This is a genomic window from Brevibacillus sp. AG162, assembly GCF_006715575.1.
In the GTDB taxonomy this organism is placed as follows: domain Bacteria; phylum Bacillota; class Bacilli; order Brevibacillales; family Brevibacillaceae; genus Brevibacillus; species Brevibacillus brevis.
Map to the genome: position 1 here is coordinate 22,070 of NZ_VFNO01000011.1, position 17,113 is coordinate 39,182.

Annotated in this window: 14 protein-coding genes; 3 read left to right on the forward strand and 11 right to left on the reverse strand. The window is 51.8% G+C overall.

What is annotated here, in order from left to right; translation table 11 throughout:
• Positions 1-72: 72 nt before the first annotated feature.
• From FB479_RS24995 to FB479_RS25005, 3 genes are read left to right on the forward strand one after another with little or no spacing between them, the layout of a single operon-like run.
• Positions 73-858, forward strand: coding sequence for a transporter substrate-binding domain-containing protein (locus FB479_RS24995; RefSeq protein ID WP_142067098.1), 786 nt, complete (start codon positions 73-75; stop codon positions 856-858).
• A gap of 51 nt (positions 859-909) precedes the next feature.
• On the forward strand, positions 910-1,563 hold the full coding sequence (locus FB479_RS25000; protein WP_007720310.1) for an amino acid ABC transporter permease: 654 nt from the start codon (positions 910-912) through the stop codon (positions 1,561-1,563).
• The gene (locus FB479_RS25005) at positions 1,560-2,282 is read left to right on the forward strand and encodes an amino acid ABC transporter ATP-binding protein (RefSeq protein WP_106657284.1); all 723 of its coding nucleotides are present in this window, start codon (positions 1,560-1,562) and stop codon (positions 2,280-2,282) included. Before FB479_RS25000 ends, FB479_RS25005 begins: the two co-directional genes overlap by 4 nt.
• A gap of 65 nt (positions 2,283-2,347) precedes the next feature.
• Here the strand turns inward: FB479_RS25005 and FB479_RS25010 are convergent, their stop codons facing one another.
• The 11 genes from FB479_RS25010 to FB479_RS25060 form a co-directional block, all read right to left on the reverse strand.
• On the reverse strand, positions 2,348-4,039 hold the full coding sequence (locus FB479_RS25010) for an amylo-alpha-1,6-glucosidase (protein WP_142067099.1): 1,692 nt from the start codon (positions 4,037-4,039) through the stop codon (positions 2,348-2,350).
• Positions 4,029-4,685 carry a YesL family protein gene (locus FB479_RS25015; RefSeq protein WP_142067100.1) on the reverse strand — a complete coding sequence of 219 codons (657 nt, stop codon included), beginning with the start codon at positions 4,683-4,685 and terminating at the stop codon, positions 4,029-4,031. The genes FB479_RS25010 and FB479_RS25015 overlap by 11 nt, the downstream gene beginning before the upstream one ends.
• Before the next feature lie 13 nt (positions 4,686-4,698).
• Positions 4,699-5,511 (reverse strand): carbohydrate ABC transporter permease, encoded by an 813-nt coding sequence (locus FB479_RS25020; protein WP_142067101.1) that lies wholly within the window; start codon positions 5,509-5,511, stop codon positions 4,699-4,701.
• The gene (locus FB479_RS25025) at positions 5,508-6,428 is read right to left on the reverse strand and encodes a carbohydrate ABC transporter permease (RefSeq protein ID WP_164724593.1); all 921 of its coding nucleotides are present in this window, start codon (positions 6,426-6,428) and stop codon (positions 5,508-5,510) included. Before FB479_RS25025 ends, FB479_RS25020 begins: the two co-directional genes overlap by 4 nt.
• Positions 6,429-6,485: 57 nt before the next feature.
• A complete protein-coding gene (locus FB479_RS25030; protein WP_142067103.1) occupies positions 6,486-7,784 on the reverse strand; it encodes an ABC transporter substrate-binding protein in 1,299 nt (432 codons plus the stop codon).
• Between the two features lie 119 nt (positions 7,785-7,903).
• Positions 7,904-9,100 carry a response regulator transcription factor gene (locus FB479_RS25035; RefSeq protein ID WP_142067104.1) on the reverse strand — a complete coding sequence of 399 codons (1,197 nt, stop codon included), beginning with the start codon at positions 9,098-9,100 and terminating at the stop codon, positions 7,904-7,906.
• Positions 9,072-10,808: a cache domain-containing sensor histidine kinase gene (locus FB479_RS25040; protein ID WP_142067105.1), complete on the reverse strand. Its 1,737-nt coding sequence runs from the start codon at positions 10,806-10,808 to the stop codon at positions 9,072-9,074. Before FB479_RS25040 ends, FB479_RS25035 begins: the two co-directional genes overlap by 29 nt.
• Before the next feature lie 94 nt (positions 10,809-10,902).
• On the reverse strand, positions 10,903-14,007 hold the full coding sequence (gene ebgA, locus FB479_RS25045; protein ID WP_142067106.1) for a beta-galactosidase subunit alpha: 3,105 nt from the start codon (positions 14,005-14,007) through the stop codon (positions 10,903-10,905).
• Between the two features lie 26 nt (positions 14,008-14,033).
• Positions 14,034-15,032, reverse strand: a complete 999-nt coding sequence (locus FB479_RS25050; protein ID WP_142067107.1) for an ROK family protein — start codon at positions 15,030-15,032, stop codon at positions 14,034-14,036.
• Between the two features lie 28 nt (positions 15,033-15,060).
• Positions 15,061-16,005 carry a 1-phosphofructokinase family hexose kinase gene (locus FB479_RS25055; RefSeq protein ID WP_142067108.1) on the reverse strand — a complete coding sequence of 315 codons (945 nt, stop codon included), beginning with the start codon at positions 16,003-16,005 and terminating at the stop codon, positions 15,061-15,063.
• Between the two features lies 1 nt (position 16,006).
• Complete coding sequence (locus tag FB479_RS25060) at positions 16,007-17,098, reverse strand: bifunctional phosphoglucose/phosphomannose isomerase (protein ID WP_142067109.1); 1,092 nt, start codon at positions 17,096-17,098, stop codon at positions 16,007-16,009.
• Positions 17,099-17,113: the final 15 nt, after the last annotated feature.

A 17,113-nucleotide genomic window follows, 5' to 3' on the forward strand; every position in this document is an offset into this window, starting at 1 on the left:
TTTACGGACTTTTCTATATTACTATATTCATGTCCATATCATATCTATCATAAATATACTTGGGGGTAATTTATGAAAAAACTAATGTTTGCTGTTGTTTCTAGCTTGTTGGCGCTCGCGGTAAGTGCATGTGGAAGTGGCACGGATCAGGCTGCTACAACATCTGGGCAATCCGGTGCAAAAAAGTACGTATTTGGTACAGATGCAACATACCCACCCTTTGAGTTTGAAAAGGACGGAAAATACGTGGGAATTGACATCGATCTGATCAATGCGATCGCCAAAGAAGAAGGCTTTGAGGTAGAAATTAAGCCGATGGACTTCAAAGGAATCATTCCGGCTGTTCAAGCGAAGCAATTGGACGGTGCCATTGCAGGAATCAGCATCACCGATAAGCGCAAAGAAATTTTAGATTTCTCTGAACCTTACTATCAAGCAGGTCTTTCCCTGGTCGTACGTGAGGACAACACAACGATCAATGGAGAGGCAGATTTGGCAGGGAAAACGATTGCTATCAAAAAAGGCACGACTGGCGCTACCTTTGCTGATGAGCTCGGGAAAAAGTACGGTGCCACTGTCAAATACTTCGACGATAGCCCTTCCATGTTCCAAGAGGTTCAAAACGGCAACGCTGATGTGACCATCGAAGACTATCCGGTTATCTCGTATAAAATTGCGGTAGACCCTGCATCCAAGCTGAAAATTGTAGGCGATCGTCTCAATGGTGACCACTACGGCATCGCGGTTTTAAAAGGCAATAAAGAACTGCAGGACAAACTCAACTCCGGTCTGAAGAAGCTGAAAGAGAACGGGAAATACGACGAAATCATCAACACATACTTGAGCACGAAAAAGTAAAAGGCGCAAGACGCGCCTTTTTTTCACCTTAGAAAGATTGGAGTTGTCCAAATGAGCAGTAGTTGGGATGTCATTGTCGATGCACTTCCTGTCTTGGCCCAAGGCTCTGTGGTCACGTTAAAAATAACGGTCATTTCTCTGTTTTTCGCCCTCTTAATCGGATTGCTTTTTGGTTTAATGAGCACCAGCCGCTCCAAAATACTCCGCGGCATTGCAACCGCTTACGTTGACTTTCTCCGCGGCACACCGCTGTTGGTTCAAATCTTCTTTATTTATTTTGGATTGCCGCCTGTCCTTGATATCAAAATTCCAGAGACAACCGCTGGTATTCTTGCACTCAGCCTCAATGCCGGAGCGTACCTGGCTGAAATTTTCCGCGGAGGGATTCTCTCCATCGATAAAGGGCAGATGGAAGCTGCTCGCTCCCTGGGACTCACGCACGGAAAAGCCATGCGCCTGGTTATCTTGCCCCAGGCTGTTCGCCGCATGATCCCTGCTTTCGTCAACCAATTCATCGTGACGCTAAAAGACACCTCGCTCTTAACCGTTATTGGTATCCGTGAACTGATGAACAGCGGTGAGATTATCATTTCTAGCAACTTCCGCTCATTCGAAATTTGGGCTGTAGTAGCGGTCTTCTATTTCCTGATGATTTACATCCTCAGCCTGCTATCCCGTTCCCTTGAGAGGAGGTTCGCGAAATGATTCATGTAGAGAATTTGAAAAAGAGCTTTGGCTCGTTGGAAGTCTTAAAAGACATCTCGACTACCGTTGAAGAGCGCGAAGTTGTCTGTGTCATTGGTCCCTCCGGCTCGGGAAAAAGTACGTTTCTGCGCTGTCTGAACCAGTTGGAAGAGGTGACATCCGGCAAAATCACCATCGAGGGCATGGAGGTTACCTCCCCCAAAGTGGACATTAACAAGCTGAGAGAGCGTGTCGGCATGGTGTTTCAGCGGTTCAATCTGTTCCCGCATCTCACGGTTTTGGAAAATATCATGCTCGCACCCAAGCACGTCAAAAATTCGGAGCGCCAGCAAAATGAACAAAAGGCGCTGCAACTCCTCAAAAAAGTAGACTTGGCGGACAAGCGAGACGTGTATCCAGATCGGCTGTCAGGCGGTCAACAGCAGCGCGTAGCCATTACCCGTGCGCTCGCCATGGACCCTCACATCATGCTGTTCGATGAACCTACCTCTGCACTCGACCCCGAAATGGTCGGAGAGGTTCTTCAGGTGATGAAGGATTTGGCCAAAGAAGGAATGACGATGGTCGTGGTTACGCATGAGATGGGCTTCGCCCGTGAAGTAGCCGATCGAGTAATTTTCATGGATGGCGGATACATCGTAGAAGAAGGCACGCCTGCCGAGATTTTTGACAATCCCCAGCATGAGAGAACCAAAGCATTTCTCAGTAAAGTGCTGTAGACAAGCAACGGGCATGATGCGATTTTTCATCCATCATGCCCGCTTGTTTTTTCTATGAAACTCCCCTATACATACTCGTTCGCCAGCATCAAAAACACGCTGGACGTCCACGTAAAGGCCCGATCCCTCAGTCCATCACCAGTCAGCGCATCGAAGTTTTCCGCCATGCCACTGCGCGCTGCCATTCGGCAAAAACGTCCGGCAATCTCCTGAGAAAACGCTATTTCGCCTGCTCGCCGCAATCCATCGACCAAGAGCATCGTCACTGGCGCCCAGATCGGGCCTAACCAGTAGCCATCAGCGCGGTAGAAGGAACTGGTTGGACTCTCCGTAGCCAATCCATTCTCTGTCAAAAACCGCTCCTGCAAGTCGGCAATCAGCTTAGCCCGGATGTCCTGCGGCAGCTTTTCGCCTAGCACGAGAGGCATATAGCGAATCAAGCTGTCCCCTCGGGTAGGCTGATCACTTCCAGAGTGGGTCGCGAAGAAGTTTTCGCCATTCCAGTGCTTCTCCAGGAGCTGTTGCAGCGTCATTTCGGCCTTTTCCTTCCACTTCACTGCCTCTTCGTAACGGCCCAGTCTCTTCGCCAAATCCGCCAGCACATCCATTTGCAAAATCAAATACGCTGGCAAATCTGGGCTTTCAATCGGCGCCCCATCGAGAAAAATCGTGCTGTTGTCCCAGCCGCAATCATAGCCGTGATTGTACTGTGGAATCCCGTCCTGATCATCATCGCGGTAGCAGAACCACCAATCGGTCCAGCGACAAAGCGGCTCGTACACCTCTTCCAGCATCTCGTTTGTAATCGCATCGTTCCGATCCAGCATCCAGCGCAGCGTCCAGCCGTGAATCGGAGGCTTGCAGCAATTCCACAACGCATACCGATCATTGATAAAATCGGGGAAGACACCACTCTCGTCCTGCCTGTCGATAAAAATCATGAGCTGATCCCACGCCAGCGGCAAGTTTGCTCGCGTCAGTGCCATCGCATTGAAGCAATGATCCCAGCTCCAGATATTCGTCATCCAGTTTTTGGACATGTACATGGCGGACCGTGGCAGATAGCCTTCTGGTCTCACCACACAAGACCAGGTGATATACGCCGCGAGTTCTCGTGCTTCACTCAAGCCTTCGCGATGCTCCTCAGAGACAGAGAGTGTCCGTTCCAGCCACTCGTCGTACTCTTTTTTTACCTGCTCCCATCCATCGGCAAAAGCAGGATAGCTGCGCTCCTTCCACACCGTGTGGAACTCCTCCAGTACGCCTTCCAGCACACCGGTTTCCTCGTCGGGAAGAAAGGTTACGCTCACTTTCTCTTCACGAGTTGCCTTCGTGGGATTCACCGTCAGCGCTCCAGCAAGTGGAGTCACTCGCAAGCGAATTTCCGTGGAAAAGTGATTGATTTCCCAGCATCCGGCTCCTGCTTGAATCGCGTAGTCTGCTGCCGTCGATTCCAGCACCAGGCGCAATCCAACGCCTTGACCACGTATCTGCACCAGCTGCGGCTCGCTCATGCACAGCTTCACTTCGCCCTTATCCCCGCAAAGACGCAGCAAGGTTGGCGTAGCCTCCGTCTCAAATGGAACCGCCACACCATCGGCTACCATTTCTATTCGAAAAATCGCGCCATCGTGGTTGTCTCCTCCACGAATATTGCGCAAATACAGCCCTTCTGCTCGCTTGGTGTTACCCAATCGCGAGAGTACGAGATACGACCCGTATCGGCTAAAAGGAACGATTCCTAAATCAAACTGCATATGTCTCACCTCGAGGTTGCTTGTTCGATCGTTTACGATCGCGCTTTTCCAGCAGACGGCTCGTTCTGGCGTTCATCCACCAGACAGGCAGATTCGCTCCCAACAAGATCGGCAAAACAGGAATCGCCAGCAAGAGAATCGATAGAAGGAGCAAGCCTCCCATCGTGACGAGCGAATGCAATGGAAAGGCCGCGACCAGCCAAAACGATTGCTTGAGCGTCCTCTTCACGTCTGCATCTTCCCGAACAAGCAGGGAAAAAGCGTGGCAAGAGGTAGCCGCATGCAAGAATCCGATCCCCGCAAAAACGGCCGCAATCGAGAGCCCCCACAGGGAGCCCATGCGAAGGAAAAACACCACATCGACCCACAGAATTGCCCCCGTTAGCACCGTCCCTGCGCCAAGCCATTGGCTCCTCCAGAAGTAGTGGCGAAAAGCATGCCAGAAGGCGGACGGAAGCCCACGATCATTCCACTTGCCGCTAAGTACGTCGTGCAGAGCAGCTGTCGCTGGGAAGATTCCAAAGACGATGCCTCCCATGAGCGTGCACGCCACCCACATGAGATGCACCGCCGCCATCCGCAACAATCGCTCACCAAATTGGTGAAATGACCAAGCCCAGCTTTCCCATTTCGTCCGATTCCCCACTGCGGCTCCCTCCTTACTTGATAGCAACACCAGCTGAATTGTCTACGATATATCGTTGTGCGAGGAAAAAGAGGAGCAACGGCGGAAGCGAGATCAGGAACGTTACCGCCATCAGCCCGGTAGCCTCTACTTCATACATCCCTTTAAATTGCGCCAGTCCCAGCGTCAGCGTGTACTGACTTTGGTCATTCAAGAAAATGAGTGGACCCAAATAGTCGTTCCATGTGCCCAAGATGTTGAATACACTCACCAAAATCAGAGCAGGCATCATCAACGGCATAATAATCCGGGCGTAAATCTGAAACGAACCCGCACCATCAATACGCGCCGCTTCATCCAGCTCACGCGGAATGGTCAAAATAAACTGTCGCATGAGGAAAATATAAAACGCTGACCCGAAGAACGAAGGAACAATCAGCGGCTTGAGCGTGTTGATCCAGCCCAGATAGTTGAACTCCATGTACAGCGGGATCATCGTCACTTCCCACGGAATCATCATCGTGGCCAGAACGACCATGAACAGAAAGTCTCTCCCTTTAAACGTGAACCGGGCAAAGCCGTACGCAACCAGTGAAGACGATATCAACTGACCAACCGTGGTCAGGATCGTCACCGTCAACGAGTTTTCCAAATACAGATGAAACGACTGCGACATCCACGCATTCCCGAAGTTCTCCCAATGCAGCACATCCGGAATCCATTTGGGTGGGTACTGCAAAATCTCATCGTCCGACTTGAGCGCAGTAGAGATCATCCAGTAAAACGGTGCGAGAAACAGGAAAGAGAAAAAAATCAAGCTCGCATAAGCGATCGTTTTGCGTATCAAGCTTCTTCCCCTCCCCTGCGGTTGTCACCCTCGTAGTACACCCATTTGCCGGATGTTTTAAATACGAGGAAGGTCAATACCAAAATGATCACAAACATAAACCAGGAGTTCGCCGAAGCATAACCCATCTTGAAGTATTTGAAGGCGTTGTCATACGCGTACATGGCATAGAAATACGTAGACTGCAACGGTCCGCCTCCTGTGAGCAAGAGCGCTAGACTCAGCTGCTGGAACGCACTAATGATCGTCATAATCAGGTTGAACAAAATCGTTGGGCTCACCATTGGCAGTGTTATGCGGAAAAACTTTTGCACCGCCCCCGCCCCATCAATCGAAGCCGCCTCATACAAGCTCTCCGGGATGCTTTTGAGCCCCGCCAGGAAAATCAATACCATGGAGCCTTGCCCCCACAGACTGGCGATTACCATGGCAACGAGTGCCCACGAGGTATCGTTTAGCCAATCTGGACCTGTAATCCCAACCAGACTGAGCAAATAGTTGAAAATACCGTATTCCCCGTCGTACACCCACGCCCAAATCATCGCCAGCGCCACACCGGAAATCACGCTCGGCAAGTAAAATACTGTGCGGAAAAACCCGCTGCCTTTTACCTTCTGATTCAGCATCATGGCCAAAAACAACGCGATGAACAAATTCAACGGGACAAACAACAGCGCGAATTTAATCGTGACCCAGAGCGATTGCCAAAACAATGGATCATCCGTAAACATATTGACGTAATTGTCCAAGCCGACAAACGTAACCTCACCAACGACAGGCCAATCAAAAAAGCTCATGACGAGCGAAAACAACATCGGTCCCAGCGTAAAAGCGAGAAAGCCGAGAATCCAAGGCAAGATAAAAAGATAGGGCGTAAGAAACGCCCTTCCCCTGAGTTTTTTCGGTTGAACGGTCATGGCAGGCTGTTTCTGTGTCACAACACTCTCTGTATTCAATTCCCTGACCCCTTCCCGTTATTTCAAGAATTTCTGGGAGTCTTTGACTGCCTTGTTCAGTAATTCCTCGGCATTTTGTCCCATCATGATCGCATTGACCGCTGCGGAAAGGTTCCGGTTGATTTCGTTCCAGTGTGGATTCAACAGGAATGCCGGCGTGTCAGTCGATTGCTCCAATGTCTTATAGAACGGCGCGTAGAGCGGGTCCTGATCGAGCTTCTTCTCTTGTACGACACTAATACGCACTGGCAAGTCAGATGTACGCATCTTGATCGCATCACTGGAAACGAAGAACTTCAAAAACTCCCAAGCCAGTTCTTTATTTTTGGAATCCTTGGCGATCGATACAGAAGAGGTTGCAATGACACCCTTACCAGGCTTGCCAGGGAATTGCGGCATCACGACCGTACCAAAATCGACATTCGCCTTTTTGTACGACTCGAGTGACCATACGCCGTTGTCATACATCGCGAGCTTGCCCGCTTTGAACAAGTCGTTTCCGCTCTGCTGGTTTTTGCCACCGACGAGCAAAGCGCTCTTGTCTTTCGTCAAATCACTGAAAATTTGCAGGGCTTCTGCCGTTTCCTTGCTGTTCATGTAGCCTTCGATGGTTTTTCCGTCTGGACTAATGAAGCTGCTGCCGTTGCTCCACACGAACTGCTGCAAATCGTACGTATCCGGCTCCGAACGAACAGCGAATCCGTACTGCTTCTTGTCGCGAACAGTCAGCTGTTTGGCTGCTGATTTGAAATCATCCCACGTCCAGTCGTCTGTCGGAAGTGGTACATTTGCTTCGTTAAACAGCTTTTTGTTGTAGAATACGACCCGCGTCGAGAAGCCCGCTGGGAGACCGAACAATTTTCCATCGAATCGATTATAGTTTAAGAGGCCCTGGTAAAAGTCGTCGATTGCCACGGATGGGTCCTTCTTTACGTACTCATCCAATGGCTCGAGCGAGGCGTTGTACGTTGGGAAATCCCACATGTACATGACATCCGGCGGGTTTTTCGCTCCGAATGCCGCTACCAGCTTCTGATCAAAACCATCTGCATATGCCTCGACTTGTACCTTCACACCCGGATTTTTCTGTTCGAATTGTTTCGCGATATCTTGTTGGATCTTCAGCATTTGGTCCGTATCCCATGTCGCGAAACGCAATGTAACCGTTTCCTTTTTATCAGACGATGCTGGCGTTGTCGCACCTGTGTTGCTAGACGTGCCGTCTGTTCCTGCTGGCTGGGCTTGTGAACAGCCGGCTACGACGGCCAAAAGAAGTGCCATGCCAGCTGCCATCCATTTTGACGCAACCTTTTTCATCTGTGCTCCCCCCTAGATTTGCCCCTCATTATTTCTTTATTTTAATGAAGGGAAAAAAACGGTGAAACCGCCAACTGTTCGCAATAGTGTGTGAATTTGTTTCCTTTTTATCGCTTTGTTCAGGTTTGCGCGGTGGAGTGGACGATTGTTCGACTGGACTCCTCCTTTTGTTTGAAACGATAGTGGCTCGGGGTCATCCCTGTACATTTTTTAAACCATTTGCTGAAGTATTTCGCGTCAGGAAGACCGACTCGCTCAGCTACCTCCTGAATGGACAGAGCTGTTTCATCCAGCATCGCTCGGGCCATTTTTATCCGGCGTTTATCGAGAAACTCTCCGAAGCTCTCGCCTACTCCCTTTTTAAACATCACGCTAAAATGACTGCGGCTTAGTCCCACCTGTGAAGCTACCTCACTGACTGTCAATGGCGTATCCAGACGATCGAGCGCGTAATGAACGGCCTGCTTGATCGGTTCTTGCCACGGGTCTTGAATGACGCCGTACTTGCGCGCCCGCTCCGTGCGCTGGTAAAGCATCCGTACCGTCTGAATCCACGCTTCGAGTCCAGCAAACGGGCTTGCTGTCTCCCAGCTCGTCACCTTTCCAGCCAGCTTCCATTCCACGAGCAAGGATTCTACCTGCCTGCCAGTACCTGCGGGCGTCAGCAAAAAACGGATATCGCCACATGCGATCCACTCCCATTGGCTGTCCAGCTCCCGTGTAATCCATGCGCGCTCCTGCTCCTCGCCATTTGCACTGCTGCCCATCCCTTCCAAGAGCCATACACGTATGGAATCGTTCATCCACGACCAGTGTGATTGCAGGAGGGAGGACAAGCTTTGCTCGAAATCCCGGCTCAAGCCAGTCAACCACGAACCGAATTCCCTCTTCCATTCATCAGGGCGTTCACGAATTTTTTCAGGTCGCGCACTCTCGCCAGCTAGCTCAGTCCGCAGCTTTTCCAACAACGTACCCCATTCCTCATCCTGGAACTCGGTCTTCAACAAATATCCGGATACCCCGAGAGAGATTCCCTGCTGGGCAAAAGAAAAATCGCGGTGACAGCTGAGCAGGAGCACCTTTGTTTGTGGAGCCTGCTCCTTCACCCGCCTGCACAGCTCCAGTCCATCCATTTCCGGCATGACGATGTCCGTAATCACCAGCTCGGGCTGTACTTGCAGGAAAGCCTCCCAGCCTTTCCGGCCATTCGGTGCATCCGCTACCACTTCCATCCCGTAGCGACTCCATGGCACCATTGCCTTCAGTCCTCTTCGCACCAGCACTTCGTCATCCACAATCATTACCTTGATGCTCATCAGGAATTTCCTCCCTTTTCGGCCATGTGATTTGAATTGTGGTTCCTTCTCCTCTGACAGATGAAATCTTCATGCCGTGCTCCATACGGAAATGAAGCTTGAACTTCTGATCGACGTTGTACACGCCGAGTCCTCGTTTGCTGGAACGCTCCAGATCAGGATCGAGAAGTCTAGCCAATCGCTCCGGCACAATTCCTGCGCCGTCATCTTGCAACAGCAGCGTCACAAGCCCTTCTTTTTCACTGACACTGATCCGAATCGTTCCGTGCCCGTCTTCGAATGCGTGGAAGAAGATATTTTCCAAAAGCGGCTGAAGTGTCATTCGCGGGATCAAATATCGACGGCAAGCCTCTACTCCGGTCTGTTCAAATTGAAAAACAGGACCGTAGCGGAGCTCTTGGATTTGCAGAAAATGCTCGACGGTTTGCAGTTCCTTTTCCAACGGGACGAGCTCCTGCGTGATGTCGAGGTTGCCCTCTAGCACTTTGATGAGATGATAGAGCATATTGCCGATTTCATTGGCACCAGATAATCTTGCTTTCCATTGGATGGAATTGAGTGTATTGAATAATAAATGCGGGTTGATCTGGTAGTGAACGGCCCGCAGCTCTGCTTCTTTTTTTAACTGCTCGGTTCGACTCACCTCGGCGATTAGCGTCTGAATCCGCCTCACCATCTGGTTGAAGCTCACCCCTAACCGCCCCAGCTCGTCTTCTGTGTCTACCTCTGCCCGCGTCTGCAGCTCGCCTGTTCCGACCAAACGCATCGTTTCTTGAAGTCGTTTGATTTTGCCTGTAATTCGTCTGGAAAATAAATACGCCAAAAGGAGTGCCAGCACTGCCGAAAGAATCAGCGCTGCGATAAAGAAGGATTGCATCACTTCCGCAGAGCGGTTCATTTGCTCGTACGGCAAGCGCACTTGAATCACCCAGTTGTTGGACTCCAGCGGCTTGTTCCAAACGACATCGCTCTCTTGCTGGACAAATGTACCCGCCGTCTGGTAAATCAGCTCGCCATTTTTGGCTGTAATCGTCACGTACGCACTCATGTCCTTTTCCAGCTGTTCAAACAACTGAAACAGCTTGCCTGCCTTCATTTCGATCAATATCCGACTATCTTTCAACACACCATAACCGCTGAGAACGGGAACGACCAGACCAAGCACCTTCTCCTGATTCCGCAGCTCCGCCTCATCCTGAAAACCGACGTAATGCCGCGGTGTGTAAAACCCAATCCATTGCTCCTCATCCAGCTTGGCGGGCAGTCCCTTCCACCACCATTCCCGCATCAGATCCTGTCCATTGATCACATTTTCTCCGAAAAAGTAACCGGAGGGCGTCACGATAAAAATGCCTTTTGTATCAAGGTTGCGGTGCGCCCCCAGGTATCGCTCGAAGTTTTTTTGTTCCAGGAAGCCCGTGTACGTCTTCGGCTGTTCCTCCCGCATGACGACCAACGTCGGGTCTGACACGTACGTATTGATGTCATAGGCCATGTATCGCATTTGACTCAGGTAGTTGTCGATCTGGATTTGCAGCTGGGTAGCGATATACTCGCCTGACTTGCTAAATTGCTCGCGAACGACCATCGACGATTTCCAATACGCCATACTCCCTAGCGTAATCAGCGGAATAATGGCTGCAATCAGCATAAAAGCGAGCAGCTTGACATGAATGCTTCTGCGCGGAAAGAGCGACCATGACTTCATGTGACAGAACCACCACCGAATTTTGATTAGTTGCACTATTCATTCTTCAACTAAATTGTACAACGTTTCGGCGATGCCTTCGAGAACAACATCGTTAGTCACACAAGTTCCGCTTATACAGCTGAATCGGAGAAATCGTATCCTTTGAAAAAGGCGTTAATCTCATTTGGAACTGGAACTCCTCTGGACGCAAGGCATGCTGCTCCGATTGCTTAGGTCCGCAGCTATTGCTACCCAACCCGTTGTGCCGATAATCGAGATGCAGTGTCACATACTCTCGTTTTGCGAGATCTGTCGTGTGCTTCGCTTGCTCCAGATCGTCCGTATCATAGCGAAGTGCGCTAAATTCCAAGGTCGGTTGACCCATCGCGAAAAGTCCAATGCCTCTCTGATCCGTGATCGACATCCATTTGACGTCCGTGCGATTGCCATTTTCCTGTGGAAACACATACGGCGTGTACAGCTCATCCACGCTCGCGTGATACACCCCCATGCGATTGGCTTCCTTGCTGTCGATATACGCCTCTCCCGGGCCACGACCATACCACGAGACACGCTCCATATCTTTGGCGACCAATAGCTTCAAGCCGATTCGCGGCAGCATCGCTGGCGGGGTGCCTTTGGGTGTGCCTTGAACATCTACCTGCACCTCGCCATTTCCGAACACAGTATACGTGTAGCGGCACGCAAACCCCCAGTCGTATACAGGCGGAGCAATCCGTACATCGCAGGTAATGACCACCCGATCTTCTCGCTCCTGCAGGATGCTTACATGCTCCACGCGGTTTTGCAAACGATCCAGGTACACCTTGCGCCACTCTTCGACTACGTACATGTCATTGTCAATCGGAGCACGCCAAAACGTGAGACGAGGTCCTGCCACCAGCAGCTCCTTGCCAGCAAACACCCAGCTCGTCGGCACACCGCTCCCTTTGTCAAAAACGAACTGAAAATCTGCTCCAGTAAGAGTGACCTCCGTTTTCGTTTCTTTCATATCTACTCTGCCGAACACAGGCTGATGGGGAGCGACCGTAACCTGTTTGGCAGCGGTCACTGGCAAGGCAAATTGTGCCCAAGCTAGCTCATGTCCTGCCTGTACCCAGCTCTCATCTTGATCCAGCACAAAGGAGAGCGTCAGCCAGTAGTCGGTTCGATCCTGTACCTGCGCAGGCAAGGTATACGGAACAGCTACAATGGTGCGGCTTCCTGCTTCTGTATGTGGCAGCGACAGCGTTCCGCTCTGCACCACTTGTCCGTCTGCTGTCACACTCCAAACCATTCTCACGTGCGCAAGCGTGCGGAAATCATAGCGATTCGTAATGGTGACGAGCCCGCTTTCCAAATCAGTCGCTTCTACGACAATCGACTCAATCACTTTTTTGTATTCGAGTAATCCAGGGGATGGGGTGCGATCCGGACGAATCAGGCCGTCGATGACGAAGTTGCCATTCGTCGGGTAGTCCCCGAAGTCTCCTCCGTAGGCATAGTACTCTCGCCCATCCGGCGTATATTGACGCAAGCCGTGATCAATCCATTCCCACACAAAACCGCCCTGCAGGCGTTGATATTTGTCAAACACATTGGCGTAGTCGCGCAAGCCGCCGGGTCCATTCCCCATGGCATGAGCATACTCGCACATGATATGTGGCTTTTGCAGATGTTCATTTTCACCGTGCTGAATCATTTTTTCTACCGAGGAGTACATGGTGGAGAATACGTCGCACACTTCTGCTTCGCGATCCTCCTCGTAGTGGATGAGGCGGGTCGGGTCCGCTTGTCGGCACCAAGCGGCCATTGCCCGGAAATTGCAGCCGAAGCCGGATTCGTTGCCGAGCGACCACATGATGATCGACGGATGGTTTTTGTCCCGCTCCACCATACGCTCCATGCGCTCCACGTATGTCTGCTCCCACTCTGGATCATCGCTCAGCTGACTAATGTTCCCGGTTAACTGGAAGCCATGCGTCTCCAAATCGGTTTCGTCCATGACATACAATCCGTACTGGTCGCACAAATCGTAAAAGCGCGGATCGTTCGGGTAATGCGCGGTACGAACGGCGTTGATGTTGTGACGCTTCATCATGAGCACATCTTCGCGCATCGTTTCATACGGAACTGCACGCCCAAGATCGGGATGATGATCATGGCGGTTCACACCGTTTAGGCGAATCGCTACACCGTTCACGAAGAAGTTGTTTCCTTTTACTTCGATCCGTCGGAAGCCCACGCGAATCGGGATGACTTCTGTCTTTTCGCCCGACTCCTGCTCAATCGCAAGCAGCAGGTGATACAGGTTCGGCTCCTCCGCCGACCATTTTTTCGGCTCCTGCACCGGAAACTCCAAGATCACGACCTTTTCCTGCCCGGCTGCCAGCTCGCCTGCTTCGGTGTCGGTCAGCGAAGCGACAAGCGTATAGGATTGATCCAGCAGCTTTGCGGTCACGCTCACTCTGTCATAGGCAGCAGCGGAACTATTTTCTACATGGACACGTACGCGCAGCACACCATGGCGGAATTCATCATCCAGATCAGTCACGACTGCCACATCTCTCACATGCAGCCTCGGTCTGGCAATCAGGGAAACATCCCGGAATATCCCGCTCAAGTACCACATATCCTGATCCTCAACATACGTACCGTCCGACCATTGGTACACTTGCACAGCCAAGCGATTCCTGCCTTCCTGCAACAGCTCCGTCACATCAAACTCAGATGGCAAGCGGCTTCCTTGGCTATAGCCGACTTCCTTTCCGTTCAGCCACACATGAAAAGCGCTGTCGACCCCTTCAAACCGCAGGATTACCTGCTGATTTTTCCAGTCAGGCGCAACCGTAAACTCTCGCAAATAGCAGCCTGTCGGGTTCTCTGACGGGACATGCGGCGGATCCACGGGAAACGGATAGTACAAGTCCGTATAATGCGGTTTGCCGTATCCTTGGAGCTGCCAATGCCCCGGCACCTGAATTCGGGCCCACTCCGTCGCATCATAATCGGCGGCAAAAAAGTTTTCCGGCACATGCAGCGGTGATTCTGCGTATGCAAACTGCCAATGCCCATTCAACAATTGAAACCACGGTGTCGCGCCTCTTTCATAGGTCAGTGCTCCCGATTCTTCCGGGTAGGACAAAAAGTAAGCCCGCGCCGCCAAGCGATTTCGCTCTAACAGCTGATGATTTGCCCAGTCATACCGTTGATGCATCGATGTACACTCCTCTTTTTACAATTTCACGATTTCACGGTTCCTTGTTCCTTACTCGTTGCTTGCAGGGCCAAGGCGCCAGCACCGAGCATTCCTGCATCTGCGCCGAGCTCGGCCAAAACGATCTTTGTCTGTTGATGAACGACTTCCATGGCGTACCGTTGTACACTCGCTTGTACGGGGGCCAGCAACAGCTCCCCAGCCCGGCAAACCCCACCCCCGATCACTACGAGCTGCGGGTTGCACACGTTTACCAGCACAGACAAAGCCCAGCCCGTTACTTCACACGCTTCGTTCCATGCGCAGGCCGCCACCGCATCACCTTGTTCCACTGCCATAGCCACCTGCTCAGCCGTAATCCGCTCGATCTGTCCATCGCACAGAGTAAACAGAGGAGAAGCTTTTGCTTGCTGTGGATTTGCATCGAGTTCCTTGTCCAAGCGTTCACGCGCCAGTCTGGCAATACCTGTGGCAGATGCGACCGTCTCTACACAACCGAGCTTGCCGCAATTGCATGGAGCCGTAAGCCCTGGATAACACACATGACCAATCTCTCCCGCGAATCCGTGACTGCCGCGGACGAGCTTGCCTTCGTTAACAATCCCTGCCCCTATCCCCGTACCAAGCGGCACGAAAACGAGGTGACTTACTTTCCTGCCCGCACCGAATATGGCTTCTCCGAGCGCAGCTGTCCGTAAATCGTTTTCAAAAAAAAGCGGCAGCTCCACCAGCTTCGCGAGTGGTGTCCGCAAGTCTGCGTGGTGCAATTGAAAGTTGGGCGAGTGAACCGATATCCCATTTTCCGCATCAAAAGGACCAGGAAATCCGATCCCTACTGCCTCTATGTGAACGGGTGATTGATCCCGCAGTTCTTTAATCAAGGCAGCCATTCGCTCGATCAAGATGGGCAAGTTGTTATGAACCTTTGTCTCCTTGGCAGCCCGGAGGAGAATTCGCCCATTCTCGTCCATGACCGCCCCTTTCATTGTCGTACCACCGACATCGAGGCCAATTACATGGCGCATGCTGCTCCTCCCTTCTGAACCCGTTCTTCTACTCGACTTGCTCCACATGCATCGGCTGACTTCTCAACCTCTGCACATCGTCCGGTTCGATCATGCCCGCTCCAAACGACCGTGTATTCGCGGCACCGCATGCCATCCCCAGCCAAATGGCATCTGGCCAAGCCAAGCCTCGCAGCCGTCCGACAAGGACACCCGCAAGCATGGAATCACCGCAGCCCACTGTATTTTTCACTTCGGTATCCCCTAAGGGAATCGCGGAAATACGCCACGTCTCCTTGCCATCGCCGAACCACGCGCCCTCCGCCCCTAACGAGAGTAGGACTCGCTGGGCACCGCGCTCACGCAGCTCGCGTATCGCTCTGCAACGTGCATTATCGCTATCCAGCGAAAATCCGAGAATCGCTTCCGCTTCCGGTCGATTGGGCTTGATGAGCGAGGGTGTTGCTTTTATTCCTTCCAGCAGTGCCTGGCCGCTTGTATCGAGCACGCAAGCGGTTCCTTTCCCGGCGATACCTCGGATGAGTGCAGCGTATGTTTCGGCTGGAACGCCGCCTGGCAAGCTTCCGGAAAAAACCATGTACTGCGCCTGATCCGCCAGCTCGATCAAACGCGTTTGCAAGCGACTGATCTCTTCTTCACTGGGCGCAGGACCTTGCTCTAGCACTTCTGTCACCGTTTTTTCCTGTTCGTCGAGAAAAGCGAGACACAGCCGGGATTCTCCGCTCGTTTCGATAAAGGAGGACATAATCCCCTCACGTTCGCAGCCTTCCACGATGAACCTCCCGTTGTGACCGGCGACAAAACCGCTTGCGACTACATCCTGCCCCAATGCTTTCGCTACACGCGCTACATTTAGCCCTTTTCCGCCGGGCAAGCTCAGTACATCCCCCGCGCGATGCAGCTCTCCTGCACAAAAATGCGAGAGGCGATACGTCTTATCGATGGCCGCGTTCAGTGTGACCGTTACGAGCATGCTATCTCACCTGCACAGTAACGAGCGGCTGCCCCATTTTTTGTTTGAACAAATTGATCACTTCTACAGGGGTTGGATCAACCCCGCGGATCAGAGCAGCGTACAACGACACAAAGTCAGCCAAGTACACGATCGAAAACAAGCGAGCCATTCGGGACACGCCGTGGGAATGAACCACCCTTACCCCACCAGCCCGCTCACGCAAAATGTCAGCGCTGATCTCTACACGTTGGGTCGTCTTCTCGCTGTCCTCCTGATCGCGAATGAGCGTAAAATGAACGCCCTTCAGCAGCGCGGACGGCGAATCCCAACCCACAGCCTCGTCGTGGTGAAGACTCGGAATGGCGTTCCAAAATGCCATCAGCTTGCTGTTTTCCCCGAGCTGGTTTTTCCAACGCCATGCAGGAGCATCGAAAAACGGCAGCGTTCCGTACACAACGGGTATCAGTCCATCCATCTCGATGGCGATTTGTTTGGCTTCGTTTTTCTCAATCGGAGAGTCCGTTCCGTAAATGTGCTTCCACTTTTCGAACAGGGCAATCGTCTCTTCGACCTCCGCACGCTTGTCGGAAATCAGCCCGAGCTTCGTCAGGATGGCGAGAATCGGCAGGAAAATGTAGCCGAGTACGATTCGCGGCATCATTCCGCCCGGCACGAGCAAGCACGCATGATTGTGTTCACGAGCCATCTCCAATACTTTTCCGCCCGCCGTAATGACGGCGATCTGGGCACCTTTGGCGATGGCCGCTTCGTAGCCGCTGACGACTTCTTCTGTATTGCCGGAGTGGCTAACGACGATGACAAGCGTCTTCGCATCTACAAAAGCTGGGATGGTGTAGCCTTGATTTAACTGGAGCGGCACTTGCAGCTCATCAAACAAATACGACTTGATCAAATTGACGCTCGCAGCCGAACCGCCACCAGTACCAAGCACGACAATGCTTTCAATTTTAACAGAAATATTAGATACATCTAAACTATCAGATAATTGTAGACCTGTTTTAAACTGTTCATCGTAGCTTTCCGTATCTTGCAGGGCAGAAATCGTGTCCAGTTCGCGCAACGCTTGTGCATCATCGAGGTTTATACGCATGTAAAATCGTCCCTT

What these genes read in the sequence shown, in the direction of transcription:
- FB479_RS24995 (WP_142067098.1), top strand. Translation starts at nt 73, where the DNA reads ATGAAAAAACTAATGTTTGCTGTTGTTTCTAGCTTGTTGGCGCTCGCG.
- FB479_RS25000 (WP_007720310.1), top strand. Translation starts at nt 910, where the DNA reads ATGAGCAGTAGTTGGGATGTCATTGTCGATGCACTTCCTGTCTTGGCC.
- FB479_RS25005 (WP_106657284.1), top strand. Translation starts at nt 1,560, where the DNA reads ATGATTCATGTAGAGAATTTGAAAAAGAGCTTTGGCTCGTTGGAAGTC.
- FB479_RS25010 (WP_142067099.1), bottom strand. Translation starts at nt 4,039, where the DNA reads ATGCAGTTTGATTTAGGAATCGTTCCTTTTAGCCGATACGGGTCGTAT.
- FB479_RS25025 (WP_164724593.1), bottom strand. Translation starts at nt 6,428, where the DNA reads ATGACCGTTCAACCGAAAAAACTCAGGGGAAGGGCGTTTCTTACGCCC.
- FB479_RS25030 (WP_142067103.1), bottom strand. Translation starts at nt 7,784, where the DNA reads ATGAAAAAGGTTGCGTCAAAATGGATGGCAGCTGGCATGGCACTTCTT.
- FB479_RS25035 (WP_142067104.1), bottom strand. Translation starts at nt 9,100, where the DNA reads ATGAGCATCAAGGTAATGATTGTGGATGACGAAGTGCTGGTGCGAAGA.
- FB479_RS25040 (WP_142067105.1), bottom strand. Translation starts at nt 10,808, where the DNA reads ATGAAGTCATGGTCGCTCTTTCCGCGCAGAAGCATTCATGTCAAGCTG.
- ebgA (WP_142067106.1), bottom strand. Translation starts at nt 14,007, where the DNA reads ATGCATCAACGGTATGACTGGGCAAATCATCAGCTGTTAGAGCGAAAT.
- FB479_RS25050 (WP_142067107.1), bottom strand. Translation starts at nt 15,032, where the DNA reads ATGCGCCATGTAATTGGCCTCGATGTCGGTGGTACGACAATGAAAGGG.
- FB479_RS25055 (WP_142067108.1), bottom strand. Translation starts at nt 16,005, where the DNA reads ATGCTCGTAACGGTCACACTGAACGCGGCCATCGATAAGACGTATCGC.
- FB479_RS25060 (WP_142067109.1), bottom strand. Translation starts at nt 17,098, where the DNA reads ATGCGTATAAACCTCGATGATGCACAAGCGTTGCGCGAACTGGACACG.